The organism is Pontibacter sp. LHS1 (assembly GCF_058932855.1).
On record NZ_JBZYWF010000001.1, the window covers coordinates 1 to 14,110 of the forward strand.

7 protein-coding genes are annotated in these 14,110 nt (G+C 53.6%); 3 read left to right on the plus strand and 4 right to left on the minus strand.

Going from position 1 to position 14,110, the window contains the following annotated elements:
- Positions 1-10: 10 nt before the first annotated feature.
- Positions 11-2,218 carry a bifunctional alpha,alpha-trehalose-phosphate synthase (UDP-forming)/trehalose-phosphatase gene (locus tag AC5FXQ_RS00005; RefSeq protein ID WP_493600460.1) on the minus strand — a complete coding sequence of 736 codons (2,208 nt, stop codon included), beginning with the start codon at positions 2,216-2,218 and terminating at the stop codon, positions 11-13.
- Between the two features lie 285 nt (positions 2,219-2,503).
- Between AC5FXQ_RS00005 and AC5FXQ_RS00010 the strand changes: the two genes are divergently transcribed.
- Positions 2,504-3,583 carry a mechanosensitive ion channel family protein gene (locus AC5FXQ_RS00010; RefSeq protein ID WP_493600461.1) on the plus strand — a complete coding sequence of 360 codons (1,080 nt, stop codon included), beginning with the start codon at positions 2,504-2,506 and terminating at the stop codon, positions 3,581-3,583.
- Between the two features lie 37 nt (positions 3,584-3,620).
- On the plus strand, positions 3,621-4,214 hold the full coding sequence (locus AC5FXQ_RS00015) for a DUF2179 domain-containing protein (RefSeq protein ID WP_493600462.1): 594 nt from the start codon (positions 3,621-3,623) through the stop codon (positions 4,212-4,214).
- A gap of 97 nt (positions 4,215-4,311) precedes the next feature.
- On the opposite strand, the gene glgB is transcribed toward AC5FXQ_RS00015, so the two are convergent.
- Genes glgB through AC5FXQ_RS00030 form a run of 3 tightly spaced genes read right to left on the minus strand, consistent with a single transcriptional unit; the run spans position 4,312 to position 12,031 of the window.
- Positions 4,312-6,669: a 1,4-alpha-glucan branching protein GlgB gene (glgB, locus tag AC5FXQ_RS00020; protein ID WP_493600463.1), complete on the minus strand. Its 2,358-nt coding sequence runs from the start codon at positions 6,667-6,669 to the stop codon at positions 4,312-4,314.
- Complete coding sequence (gene treS / locus AC5FXQ_RS00025) at positions 6,662-9,994, minus strand: maltose alpha-D-glucosyltransferase (RefSeq protein WP_493600464.1); 3,333 nt, start codon at positions 9,992-9,994, stop codon at positions 6,662-6,664. The genes glgB and treS overlap by 8 nt, the downstream gene beginning before the upstream one ends.
- Positions 9,995-10,009: 15 nt before the next feature.
- On the minus strand, positions 10,010-12,031 hold the full coding sequence (locus AC5FXQ_RS00030; protein WP_493600465.1) for an alpha-1,4-glucan--maltose-1-phosphate maltosyltransferase: 2,022 nt from the start codon (positions 12,029-12,031) through the stop codon (positions 10,010-10,012).
- Between the two features lie 209 nt (positions 12,032-12,240).
- Between AC5FXQ_RS00030 and treZ the strand changes: the two genes are divergently transcribed.
- A complete protein-coding gene (gene treZ, locus AC5FXQ_RS00035) occupies positions 12,241-14,085 on the plus strand; it encodes a malto-oligosyltrehalose trehalohydrolase (protein WP_493600466.1) in 1,845 nt (614 codons plus the stop codon).
- Positions 14,086-14,110: the final 25 nt, after the last annotated feature.

Genomic DNA, 14,110 nt, shown 5'->3' on the forward strand with positions numbered 1-14,110 from the left:
ATATTCAAACCTATAACAATTCTTTCGGAAGTTTTTTCTGTTTCAGCCCGATCAGCCGTGACAGGAGTTTGCGGGCTTCTTCGCAGCTGTCGAGGTGATATTTTGCTACGGAGTGCGTATTACCGATCTTTACAGTATAGGCCTCTCGCGGCATGGCTTTGAAGATATCCTCATCGCCCCAGTCGTCGCCGATGGCCAGCACGAAGTCGTGTGGGTACATGTTGAGCCAGTAACTTGTCGCTTTGCCTTTGCTGACCTCCTGCGCCTTGATTTCCACGGCCATTTGCCCGTCGAGCACCTGCAGGTTGCTGTTGGTAGCCAGGAAGTTGAGGTGACTCACCAGCTCACGGGCACGCAATTCACCCAAACCTGTCTCTACGCGGCGGTAATGCCAAACCAGCGAGTATTCCTTCTCTTCGATAAACGAGCCCGGCGTACGGTCCACGTACAGGTCCAGAATCAGGCGGATATCGCTTTTCCAATCGTCGATCAGGCTGGTCATGGTCTGCCAGCCAGTGCCGCGTTGCTTTATCCAAACGCCATGCTCGGCTATCAGGTCGATGTTCATGTGGCCCAGCCAGCGCTGCATATTGTCTTTCTCGCGGCTGCTGATCACCACCACTCTGTTCTTGGAATTGCTGCTCAATACCTGCAAGAGCTCCAGCAAATCTTCGTCTGGGGCGGCCATGAGCGGACGGTTGTGGTAGTCCACCAAAGCGCCGTCGTACTCCAGGAAGAACAGGCGGGAACTTGCCTCTTCGTAGGAATTGCTGAGTTCCTGGTAGGTTGCTTCGTCGAGGTAAGTCGTAGCCATGGACAGCTGCTTGATCTTCACATAAGAGAGGCGGTCCATAAACATGCTCACCCAATGGTGGATGTTATACCTGCGCAGCGACTCCTGCATGTGCTGCATGTGCTTCTGCTGCACTTCCTCCGGCATGGTCAGGGCCGTGTGCAGGGTTTCCACCATCTGGTTGATATCATTCGGGTTGATGAGCAGTGCCTCTGAAAGCTCTTTCGAAGCGCCTGCCATTTCGCTCAGGATCAGGACACCCTTCTGGTCGAGTTTACTGGCCACGTACTCCTTGCACACCAGGTTCATACCATCGCGCATCGGCGTTACCAGCGCCACATCGGCCATGCGGTAAAAGGCAGAAAGCGTTTCGAGCGGATATGAGCGGTAGAAATACTGGATCGGGTTCCAGTTCATGTGGCTATACTTGCCGTTGATGCGACCCACCAGTTCATCTACCTCCTCTTTCAGCTCCTTGTATTTCTCCACAGCATCGCGCGACGGCACCACCAGCATCACCAGCGTCACCTTCTCGTGAAACTCGGGGTAGCGCTCCAGGAACAGCTCAAAGGACTGCAAGCGCTGCGGTATACCTTTGGAGTAGTCCAGGCGGTCGATGGAGAGCACGATCTTTTTGGAGTGCAGGTTGTTACGGTATACCTTTTCTAATTGCTTTACCTCCTCACTGTCTGCCGTTTCTTCGTACTTCTCGTAGTCAATCCCCATCGGGAAAGAGTCGACAAGCATAGAGCGGGTGCCGGTGTTGATCCAGCCGTGCGTACTGCCGTGGCCTACCAGTCGGTTGACGGAGCTCAGGAAGTGGCGCATGTCGTCGTAGGTATGGAAACCAATCAGGTCGGAACCCAGCATACCTTCCAGCAGCTCTTTTCGCCAGGGCAGGAGGCGGAAAACCTCATACGATGGAAAAGGAATATGCTGGAAGAAACCAATCGTGCTATCCGGCAGTTTTTCGCGCAGCATAGAAGGCAACAGCAAAAGCTGGTAGTCATGCACCCAGATGGTGTCATCCGGTTCTGCCAGTTTCACCACTTCGTCGCAGTACTTCTGGTTTACCTCTACATAGGTTTCCCAAAGCTGCTGCTCGTATATAGCGTACTGACTGAAGTAGTGGAAAGTAGGCCACAGCGTTTCGTTGCTGAAGCCCTCGTAAAATTCTTTTATCTCTCTATCGGAAAGAAAGACGGGGTGCATGTTCTGCCCGTTCAGGTTATCGACGATTTGCTGCTGTTGCGTCTCATCTTCGACTACCATGCCAGGCCAGCCAATCCAAAGGTTGTTCTTCTTTTTATAGATAGAGCCTAACCCCGTTGCGAGGCCACCCTCACTCGGTTTAAAATCAAGCCGACCTTCGCTTTCCTGTAGCTTTACAGGGAGTCGGTTTGATACAATAATCAATTTTGCCATGTGATTACACCTTATGTCAGGCTTCTGCAGCTGCTAGCCCAGGGTGTGGGTCAACAACATTCAGTGTCCGGATTCAAAAAAATTCTTCGCCTATTTGTGGTACAGGCAGTCTTTATATCATACGGATATAGTTGCATGCACGTTTTAACTATATAGTCATTTTTCTATTAAATAAAAAACGCCTCCTGAAACAGAAGCATTTACCTGCCAGTATGGTACCCATCTTTATGAATAAGCGTATGTGAGAGGCGATGACAGGACGCCCAACCCGACTGTTTTTAGCTTATGCAACGATTATCTCAATTTATAGCCGAACTGGACCATCTTGCACTCGGACTACTGATTATGGGAATTGCCATACTGGTAGGACTGCTGGTGAAAGTGCTGCTCTTCTGGATGCTGAACCTCTACAACCGCAAGACAAGCCCGCAATTGATGGCCTCGGTTACACGCCACCTTGACCGGCCGCTCACCTTTTTTATACCGCTGCTCTTTGCCGCTTTCGTACTTAGCTCGACCCCTTTTACGCCCGATCAGTACTATTTTTTCAGACGCCTGATCGAGTTGCTCAACATTGCGGGATTTGGCTGGATCCTGCTGCAGTTGGTTTTTGTGGTGCAGGATATGGTGCGGCTCAAGTACAATATCACCAAAGAAGACAACATACGGGAGCGGCGCCTGATCACACAGCTGCAGTTTATCAAAAAACTGTCCATGGTGCTGATCAGCTTCATCACGGTATCGCTCATGCTGCTGTCGTTTGAGCCGGTTCGCAAGCTGGGTACTGGTATGCTTACTTCGGCAGGTATAGCGGGCATCATCGTAGGTTTTGCAGCCCAGCGCTCCTTGTCCAACCTGCTGGCTGGTTTGCAGATTGCCTTCTCGCAGCCCATCCGCATCGACGATGTGCTGGTGCTGGAGGGTGAGTTTGGCCGTGTAGAGGAAATTACGCTAACCTATGTGGTCCTGCGCATCTGGGACAACCGTCGCATGGTACTGCCGCTCAACTACTTCATCGAGAAGCCCTTCCAGAACTGGACACGCAGCAGTTCCGACATCCTGGCCACGGTATACCTACACCTGGATTACCGGGCACCGATCGAGAAGATACGGGCCGAGCTGGCTCGCATTCTTGAAAATACGCCGCTGTGGGACCGCCAGGTGCAAAACCTGCAGGTAACTGATGCCAAAGAGCGCACGCTGGAGCTGCGTGTGATGGTGAGCGCCCCCAGTTCCGGCGCAGCCTGGGATTTAAGGTGCCATATCCGCGAAAAACTTATTACCTTTATACAGGAGCATCACCCGGAAGCCTTGCCTAAGGTCCGTGCCTCCCTGGATCAGGAAACCATTTCTGGCCATTCGTAGTAACAGCTTACACATTTGCCAAAGGATAAACCAAAACATGGATTACTTCAAAGGAATTGACCCTGACCTTGTCAATTGGGTCATTATACCTGTGCTTATATTTCTTGCCCGTATTATGGACGTGACGCTGGGCACCTTGCGTATCGTTTTTATTTCGAAAGGTGACAAAGTAGTGGCTCCGCTGCTGGGCTTTCTGGAAGTGCTGATCTGGCTTGTCGCCATCACGCAGGTGATGCAGAACCTGAGCAATTTCGCTTCATACTTTGCCTGGGCAGCTGGCTTTGCGACCGGTAACTTCCTGGGCCTGCGTATTGAGCAGAAACTGGCCCTGGGCCAGGTAGTGGTGCGTGTTATCACCGTTGACTCAGGCGAACAGCTAATCGACCGCCTGGCCGGCCGTGGCTACCGCCTCACCGCCCTCGACGCCAAAGGCACCCGCGGCAAAGTCAATCTGCTCTTTATGATCGTCAAGCGCAAAAAGCTACAGGAGGTCATCCAGATCATCCGCGACTACAACCCCAACGCCTTCTATTCGATCGAGGACGTGCGGTCCGTGTCCGAAACGGATATGCCGGAAGAAGAAGGCAAGCGCAGCATCTGGAGACATCTCCCGCTGAGGAAGGGGAAGTAAAGAACCGGGGGTAGCTTAGACAAAAAGAGAGCGTCTGTTCAGTCAGAACAGACGCTCTCTTTTTTCATTGGCTTCACACCAATCCAATCATATAAGACTAAGCCGGCTGATACTTAAAATACACCACGGCCATAGGTGGCAACTTCAGTACAATAGAGTAATCATGCCCGTGGAAAGAATCAGGTATAGCCTGCAGTGTACCATGGTTGTGGAAATTACTACCTCCAAAACGGTTATCGTCGCTGTTGAACACCTCTACCCAGCTGCCTCCAAGCGGAACACCCAGGCGGTAATGCTCGTGCACACCCGGAGTGAAATTGCAAACTACCAACAACTGGTCTTCAGGTCGCTCCCCTTTGCGCAGGAAGCTCATCACGCTGTTGTGCGCATCGTTAAAGTCGATCCACTCGAAGCCTGACGGGTCAAAGGCTTTGCTATAGAGAGCAGGCTGCTCACGGTAGGTATGGTTCAGTGCGCGTATAAGCTCCTGAATACCGGCATGGTACTTAAACTCCAACAGGTGCCAGTCCAGGCTGCTGTCATGATTCCATTCAGTGCTTTGTGCCAGTTCAGCGCCCATGAACAGGAGCTTGGCGCCAGGATGCGCATACATGTAGGTATAGAGCGCCCGCAGGTTCGCAAAAGCCTGCCATTCGTCGCCTGGCATTTTGCGGATCAGAGAGCCTTTGCCGTGCACCACTTCATCGTGTGAGAGCGGCAGCATGAAACGCTCGCTAAAGGCGTAAATGATACTGAAGGTAATATCGCCCTGGTGGTGCCTGCGGTAGATCGGATCTTTGGAAAAGTAGGTCAGCGTATCGTGCATCCAGCCCATCATCCACTTCATATCAAAGCCAAGGCCGCCGTCTGCTACTTTACCCGTCACCTGCGGCCAGGCCGTGGACTCTTCTGCAATCGTGAGCGTTTCCGGGAACTGCGTGTGTACTGCTTCATTGAAATCTTTCAGCAAAGAGATCGCCTCCAGGTTCTCGCGCCCGCCAAATTCATTCGGGATCCACTCATCATGTTTGCGGCTGTAGTCCAGGTATAGCATGGAAGCCACGGCATCTACTCGTAAACCATCCACATGGTACTTATCGAGCCAGAACAAGGCGTTGCTGATCAGGAAAGAACGCACCTCGTTGCGCCCGTAGTTGAAAATGTAGCTGTTCCAGTCCGGGTGATAGCCTTTGCGTGGATCGGCATGCTCGAACAGGTGCGTGCCGTCGAAGTAAGCCAGGCCATGTTCGTCTGACGGGAAGTGCGAGGGCACCCAGTCCATGATCACGCCGATGCCTTCGCGGTGCAGCGCATCGATCAGGCACATCAGATCTTCCGGTGAGCCGTAGATGCTGGCCGCTGCAAAGTAACCCGTGATCTGGTAGCCCCAGGAGCCGCTAAAAGGATGGTACATCACCGGCATGAACTCTACATGCGTAAAGCCCAGGTTCTTGACATAAGCCGGCAGTTCCTCGGCCAATTCGCGGTAGGTTAGCGGCCGGTTATTGTCTTCGGGCTTGCGACGCCATGAGCCGACGTGCAGTTCGTATACCGAGTAAGGCTGCGGCTGGCCATGGCGCGCCCTGCGCTGCTCCAGCCAGTCATTGTCCTGCCAGTTGTGGTGCAGTTCGTGCACGACCGAAGCGGTTTGCGGCGGTTTTTCACGGCGCAGCGCAAAGGGGTCGCTCTTCTCTACATGGTACATGTGGTAGCGTGACCGGATGTGGTACTTGTACAGCATGCCGGCATGCACCACAGGTATAAAACCTTCCCAAATGCCGGAGCCATCAGCCCGGGCCAGCAGTTGGTGGCTTTCACGATTCCAGGAATTGAAATCGCCCATCACGGATACTTGCTCGGCGTTTGGGGCCCATACTGCAAAGTATGCCCCTTTGGTGCCCTGTCGCTCCATCAGGTGCGAACCCAGCTTCTCGTACAGGTTGAAATGACGGCCTTCGCGGAACAGGTAGATATCAAACTCTGACAGGCGGCTGATGTCGTAATAAACCGGCCCGGTCTGTTCCTGCTGCGGCTGCTCCATCACGGGGGCTGGCGTGGTAGACAAGCCCGTCTCCTGCGCCTCCGCCTCCTGTTGCTGCGTCACCGACTTGGCGGACCTGCCTCGTTTCGGCTTTGCTTCACCAGTTGCAGACGTCTCTTCGGCTGTGGTAGCCTTGGCTGCACGTCCCCGCTTTGGCTTCACCATCACTTCCTGCGCTGCCGCTCCCACTTCGGAAGTGTCCGATTTACGCGGTCTGCCCCTTTTGGCAGGAGCCGCAGCCGCACCTGACTGCACTTCCACGGTGGCTATACCTTCGTCTTTTTTGCTTTTCTTTCTGCCACCAGCCTTTTTCGTGTCCGTGCCTTCGTTCATGGCTGCGCCGGCCCCGGTTTCCATACCTGTTCCCGCCATCGGGTTCTGCTGTGTGTTCTCCTGTTCCTTTTTCTTAGCCATTCTGATATTTCCTCATGATGTACTTTATGCCCCTGATCGGGATGAGCACCCAATCCGGACGGTTGTTCAGTTCATATCCCAGTTCATAGATCGCCTTCTCGAGCAGGAAGGTTTCCATCAGTACTTCTATATCTTCTTCATTTTCGGGCACTACGCCCGTACCCTTGGTTATACCCAGGTAAGTATGCATAAAGAAGCCGCTCGCGTAGTGGTACCATTGCTCAGCCCACTGTTCCAGATAGTCGCCATCTTCTTTGCGGAAACTGTCCTGCTGGAAAAGCGCGTTGTAAGCCGCATAGTGGAATGAGCGGATCATGCCGGCCACGTCACGCAGCGGTGAGCGCTTCAGTCGGCGTTCGCTGAAAGAGCGGGCTGGCTCGCCCTCGAAGTCGATGATAATGAAGTCGCGGCCCGTGAAGAGCACTTGCCCCAGGTGGTAGTCGCCGTGGGTGCGAATCTTCATGGTATCGATCTTGCGGCGGAAGATCATCTTAAGCCGCTCGAGCACTTCCTGTCGCATTTGCAGTACCTCCTCGGCCTCGGCCCGCACGGCATCCGGCAGGTTAGGCAGGTGCTTGCGCAAACTGTCGAAGTTGCTGCGCACCAGTGAGGTGAGCGACGAGTAAAGCGAGCGCTGGTAGTGCAGCGAGAAGTCTTCCGGCGCAAAGTCCTTTGAGGTAGCCATGTCGGATAGCGCCAGGTGCATCTCGGCGGTACGTTGCCCCAGTAGCTCGATGCGCTCTACGGAAGCACCTCCCAGTTGCAGCTGCATGTGCTCCGGTGCCTCTGAAAAAGGCACTGGTTTTGCCAGCGTACCCGTGGTATCAATATGCTCAATATGCTCCTTGTGCGTCTGCAGTCGCTCAAAGAAACGCTTGAGCGAATCTTCCATGTATACCCAGGCATCGCCCTGGTTCGGCACCAGTTCCTGCAGCATCACAAGCACCATCGGTGTTTTGCCTCCTTCTTCGTGCTCTATCGAGCCCAGGTACATCGGCACATTCGGGAAGTTCTTCTCCGTAAGCGCCTGCACAATCTCCACGTCGGGGTTCAGGGTGCGGTCGAGCTTGCGGTATACCTTCAGGAAGAATTGGTTGTCGTACAGCACCGAGGTGTTGCTCTGCTCCGCCCCCAGAATCTTGGAAGAGAGCGGGTGACCAATCTCCTTTATTTTGGCGGCAATAGAACGGTTACCCGTACCCACTAACTCAGCGCTATCGACCTTGATGCACTTGCGTTTGGCCATCAGGTTGAGCAAGAGCTGGCGGTAGTCTTCGGAGTAGACAGCATCATACAGGATGCCTTCTTTCCCGTCCATGGTCACGCGGGCGATCACACTGTTCGGCTGACTGGCAATGAGCTCTTCTTCCTGCTCACCGACCGCGAAAGCGATTGGCAGCTGGTACAGCTCCGGCAGACCTTCGTTGTAGCTTACTTCTATGAACAGCAGCGAAGCGGCAAAGCGACCCGCCGTCATCGGCATGTTACTCACCACCTGCATGCGCTGTATCGTGCGGGCCTTGCCCCCGAACCAGCGGCGGTTCATCACGTATGGTGGCAGCACCTTGCTCTCAAGTGTTTTAAGCGCCCGGGCAGGTATAGGCTGGCTAAGCGGCGGCAGCTGCATGGCAGGCTTCTTCATGTCGAGGCCTTCGCGACCGCTCACTTCCTGCGGCTGCAACTCAAACCAGTAGTAACCATGCGCTCCCATCGTGAGCACGTAGCTTTCCTCTTTTATCTGCGGGAATTTGTTTTTGCTGAACACCTCCACCGGCACATAGCCTCTGAACTCCGGGAGGTCCAGTTCCACCGCCTCCGGGAAGCGCGACAGGTTGGCAATTACCAGGATGTTCTCGTCCTGGTAAGAGCGCACAAAGGCCAGCACTTTGGCGTTAGACGGATTCAGGAAGCGAATTTCGCCACGACCGAAAGCCTTGTAACGCTTGCGCATGTTGATGACGCGGCGCATCCACCAGAGCAGTGAGTTGGCGTTGTGCTGCTGCGTATCCACGTTCACCGACTCGTACTTGTACTCCGGGTCGATGATCACGGGCAGGTATAGCTTCTGCGGATTGGCCGTCGAGAAGCCGGCATTGCGGTTGTCGTTCCACTGCATCGGGGTGCGCACACCGTCGCGGTCACCCAGGTAGTAGTTGTCCCCCATACCTATCTCGTCGCCATAGTATACCACCGGTGTACCTTTCATCGAGAAGAGCAGCACGTTCATCAGCTCAATCTTGGCGCGGTCGTTGCCCAGCAGCGGCGCCAGGCGGTGGCGTATACCTAGGTTGATCTTGGCGAGCGGATCGCGGGTATATACCTTGTACATGTAGTCGCGCTCCTCGTCGGTCACCATTTCGAGCGTGAGTTCGTCGTGGTTGCGCAGGAACATGGCCCACTGGCAGGTCTCCGGTATAGCCGGTGTCTGGTCAAAGATGTCGATGATCGGGTAGCGGTCCTCCATCTTCACCGACATGAACAGGCGCGGCATGATCGGGAAGTGGTAGTTCATGTGACACTCGTCACCGTCGCCGAAATAGGATGCCGAATCCTCGGGCCACATGTTCGCCTCGGCCAGCAGGAGCTTACCCTCGTATTTTTTGTCCACGTGCGCCCGCAGTTTTTTCAAGAACTCGTGTGTTTCAGGCAGGTTTTCGCAGTTGGTGCCATCCCGCTCAAACAGGTAGGGCACGGCATCCAGTCGGAAGCCGTCCACACCCATATCGAACCAATAGTCCAGGGTCTTGAACACCTCTTTCTGCACCTCCGGATTGTCATAGTTCAGGTCAGGCTGGTGATGGAAGAAACGGTGCCAGTAGTATTGGCCCGCCACCGGGTCCCAGGTCCAGTTGCTCGGCTCGTAATCGGTGAAGATAATGCGTACGTCCTTGTACTGGTTCGGGTCATCGGTCCACACATAGAAGTCGCGGTGCTTGGAGCCTTTCTTGGCGCGGCGTGCCCGCTGGAACCAGGGGTGCTGATCGGAGGTGTGGTTGATCACCAGCTCGGTGATCACCTTGAGCCCCCGGCGATGCGCTTCCTTCACAAACAGCTTGAAATCCTGCATGGTGCCGTAGCTCGGATTGATGCTGAAGTAGTCGGCAATGTCGTAGCCGTCGTCTTTGAGCGGCGAAGGGTAGAAAGGCAATAACCAAATAGCGGTTACGCCCAGTTCCTCCAGGTAATCGAGCTTCTGCATGAGACCTTTGAAGTCGCCAATGCCGTCGCCGTTACCATCCATGAAGGCCTTGATGTGCAGCTCGTAGATGATGGCGTCTTTGTACCAGTGAATGTTGTCGTCGAGAAGGGTGTTGTCTTCTGCCATATAGTTTTTTCGGTTTTATTCGTGTTTGCCATGGTCATCAGGCAGCCAGGTGTCGTCCAGACTGTCGTGGCCCATGCCCGGGGTAGCGGATTCGATGCGGAAGACGTGCACAGGCATTTCGTGCGGACGGAGCTCCACGTAATTCCACTCGCTGTTCCAGGTATATTTGTGTTCGGTCATCAGGTCGTGCACCATGTACTGTTGGTTGCTGTCCATTTTGAGGGCGTGCAAGGGCACTTGTACCCAGCCCGCCTGCGTATGGTGCGGGTCCAGGTTCACGACCATCAGCATTTTGTTCCGGTAGCTGCTGTCCCACTTGGCGTAGCACAGGAGCTGCGGATTATCGGTATCGCCAAAGGCAATGTTCCAGGTGGTTTGAAGCGCCGGATTGACTTGTCGTATCTTATTGATTTTGGTGATGACCTCTCTGATCTTGGTGAGGCGGCCCCAGTCCCAGTGCATGACTTCATATTTCTCGGAATTCCAGTACTCCTCCTTGCCCTGTACCGGCGTGTTGATGCCGAACTCGTAAACGGGGCCGTATAGACCATAGTTTGATGACAGCGTAGCCGCCAGCACCACACGGGTAACATGCGCGGGCTCACCGCCCGATTGCAGTTCGTGAGGCAGGATGTCCGGGGTGTTGGGCCAGAAGTTAGGACGGTAGAAGTCGCGCATCTCGGTTTGGGTGAGTTCGCGCATGTACTCTTTTATTTCAGCGGCTGTGTTGCGCCACGTGAAGTAGGTATAGGACTGCGTGAACCCGATCTTGCCGAGCCGCTCCATCACACGCGGACGGGTGAAGGCCTCGGCCAGGAAGATCACCTGCGGATACTGCTGGCGTACCTCCCGTATCAGCCACTCCCAAAACGCGAAAGGTTTGGTGTGCGGGTTGTCCACACGGAAAACGTAAACGCCCTGCTCGATCCAGTGTGTGACGATGCTCTTGAGCTCACGCCAGAGGTTCTGCCAGTCTTCAGTTTCGAAGTTTACGGGCAGCACGTCCTGGTATTTCTTGGGTGGGTTCTCAGCATACTGCACCGTGCCATCAGGGCGCCACTTAAACCATTGCGGATGCTCCTTCACATAAGGATGGTCAGGCGAGCACTGAATGGCAAAATCCAGTGCTACTTCGATGCCATGCTCACGGGCAGCCTGCACAAAGCTTCTGAACTCGTCCAGGCTTCCCAGTTCCGGCAGGATAGATTTATGCCCACCTGACTCGGCACCGATGGCCCAGGGTGAGCCAGGCTCTCCCGGTTCAGAAGTTACAGAGTTGTTTTTGCCTTTGCGGAAAGCATAGCCGATCGGGTGGATAGGCGGTAGGTAGATCGTGTCGAAGCCCATTTCGGCAATGCGCGGCAGCAGTCGCTCGCAGTCCTGGAAGGTGCCATGGCGGCCTGCCTCCTGTGCAGCGGAGCGCGGGAAGAATTCGTACCAGGTACTGAAAAGCGCTTTCTGTCGCTCCACTTCCACGGTCAGTATTTTGTGATAGGTCGTTACGTTCTGGCGGTCACAGCAGGCGTGCATCAGGTCCGACACGTCTTCGCCTGTGGCCAGTGCTACGGCGTCGGCAATAGACCCCGGCTTGTTCAGTTGCTCTGCCCACTTGCGCAGTCGCTTCTGCTGGCCTGGTTTGGCAGTGGCGGCAGATTCTTCTAATAGCTGTGCGCCTATCTGTAGCTCGACCGTAATATCCTGATTCGCTTCAAACTTCTTCTTGAGCCCCTTCTGCCAGGTATAGAAATGGTCCACCCAGCCCTGCAAGGTATACTCATAAGTACCCATACTCTCAGGCGTGAAGGTGACTTGCCAGCGGTCGTTGCCCAGGAAAGTCATCGGTACTTCGGTCCACTTCTTCTTTTTGGAATGGCGATAGAGCAATACAGCTTTTACCTCGTCATGGCCGTCTCCAAACACATCTGCCGTCACTTCGACCTCCTCTCCCACAGTGCGCTTGATTGGATACTGCCCACAGTTTACCTGCGGTTTCACGTTCTCGATGACAACCCTTTTGGTTCCTTCCAGTGCTTCCATGTATGCTTTTTTCCTGATTTGATGTAGAATAGCTAATAGGTACTGAATGCACGCATAATAGGTTTCGGGTGAGTCTGCAGCAGGGCACCTACAGCTTATGTTAAGCGGCTCAGGGGACAACTTTGGAATCATAAAAGATTCAATTGCCTAAAAAAGAACAACCTAATGCCGTATAAGCCAGTTAGAAATCAGGCGTAAAAGGATACTATATGAGCATAACACGAGAGATTGGAGCACATTATACACCAGGTAAGGGTACGCTGTTCACAGTGTGGGCCCCAGCCGCCGCACAGGTGGATGTGGTGTTAAAAGATAATGATAACATAATACCGCTGCAGCGCGAAGCCTTCGGTTACTGGACCGCCCTGAGTGAAGAGACTGGACCCGGCACACGCTATACCTTCCGGCTTGATGAAGAGATGGAACGCCCTGACCCCGCCTCCCACTTTCAGCCCGACGGCGTGCATGAGCCCTCAGCCGTTGTGGACCATTCCTCCTTTGGGTGGACTGACGATAACTGGAAACCGCTGCCGCTGGAGCAGTATATTGTGTACGAACTGCACGTGGGCACTTTCTCTGAAGAGGGTACTTTCCAGGGCGTCATTGACAAGATTCCTGAATTGGTGGACTTAGGTATAACGGCGATTGAAATCATGCCGGTAGCAGCATTTCCGGGTTGCCGCAACTGGGGTTATGATGGTGTATATCCTTTTGCAACACAAAATAGCTATGGTGGTCCTGAAGGCTTGAAGAAACTCGTCGATGCATGTCATGCCGCAGGTATAGCCGTGGTGCTCGATGTGGTTTATAACCACATGGGGCCGGAAGGAAACTACCTCAATGACTTTGGTCCTTACTTCACAAGCAAGTATAGTACTCCTTGGGGAAACGCGCTGAATTTTGATGATGCACATTCTGACCACGTCCGCAACTTCTTTATTCAGAACGCACTGATGTGGCTCCGCGACTTCCACATAGACGCACTACGCCTGGATGCCGTTCACGCTATTTATGACACGGGTGCCAAACACTTTTTGCAGGAGCTAAAGGAGCAAACCAAGCAACTGGGCGAGCAATTAGGTAAAGAATTCATATTGATAGCAGAAAGTGACCAAAGCGATGTACGCCTGCTAAACCCGGTAGAAAAGGGAGGCTATGGCCTGGACTCGCAGTGGTTCGACGACTACCACCATGCCATACACACATTGATAACAGGTGAGTTGGATGGCTACTACGAAGACTTTGGCAAGCCCGAACATCTGAAAAAGGCACTGGAGCACACCTTTGTATACAATGGACTCTACTCTGAGCACAGAAAGCGTACTGTAGGTACGGATGCCACTGACTTACCTGCCAAGCAATTCGTTGTCTGTTCTCAGAACCACGACCAGGTAGGCAACCGCATGCTGGGCGAACGCCTGACCGAATTAGTGTCTTTTGAAATGCTAAAAACTGTGGCGGGCCTGATACTGCTCTCTCCCTATACTCCCATGCTGTTCATGGGCGAGGAGTATGGCGAGAAGAACCCATTCCTGTACTTTGTAAGCCATACCGATGAAGATTTGGTGGAAGCTGTCCGCAAAGGCCGGCGCGAAGAATTTAAATACTTTGCTTCCAAAGGCGACTTCCCCGACCCACAAAGCGAGGAGACATTCAACAAGTCTAAACTTACACATGGGTATAAGCAGGACGAGCAGCAAAACAAATTGCGCAATTTCTATAAAGAGCTGATACGCCTTAGAAAAACTGCACCTGCTCTGGCTAACCCTGACAAGCCGAACATGCGCGTGCAGATGGATACTGATAACCTGGTGTTACAACTGATTCATGCAGGTGAAAGTCCGTACCTCTATACTTTATTTAACATAAGTAATCAACCACAAAAAACGCAAATAGTGAAAGAAGTGGGAGCCTCGTGGGAATTGGTGCTGAGTTCAGATGAAGACAGGTATGGCGGGGCAGGTATAGACTTACCAAGGGAGCTGAGCGCAGGTCAGGAAATAGAGTTGCCAGCCGCTTCTGTCGCGGTATACCAAAGCAACGTCATTTTGTAAAAAGAGGTATGAGCATCATCAGGTA

Excerpts from the sequence above, each read along its gene's own strand:
- AC5FXQ_RS00005 (WP_493600460.1), bottom strand. The coding sequence starts at position 2,218 with ATGGCAAAATTGATTATTGTATCAAACCGACTCCCTGTAAAGCTACAG.
- AC5FXQ_RS00010 (WP_493600461.1), top strand. The coding sequence starts at position 2,504 with ATGCAACGATTATCTCAATTTATAGCCGAACTGGACCATCTTGCACTC.
- AC5FXQ_RS00015 (WP_493600462.1), top strand. The coding sequence starts at position 3,621 with ATGGATTACTTCAAAGGAATTGACCCTGACCTTGTCAATTGGGTCATT.
- glgB (WP_493600463.1), bottom strand. The coding sequence starts at position 6,669 with ATGGCTAAGAAAAAGGAACAGGAGAACACACAGCAGAACCCGATGGCG.
- treS (WP_493600464.1), bottom strand. The coding sequence starts at position 9,994 with ATGGCAGAAGACAACACCCTTCTCGACGACAACATTCACTGGTACAAA.
- AC5FXQ_RS00030 (WP_493600465.1), bottom strand. The coding sequence starts at position 12,031 with ATGGAAGCACTGGAAGGAACCAAAAGGGTTGTCATCGAGAACGTGAAA.
- treZ (WP_493600466.1), top strand. The coding sequence starts at position 12,241 with ATGAGCATAACACGAGAGATTGGAGCACATTATACACCAGGTAAGGGT.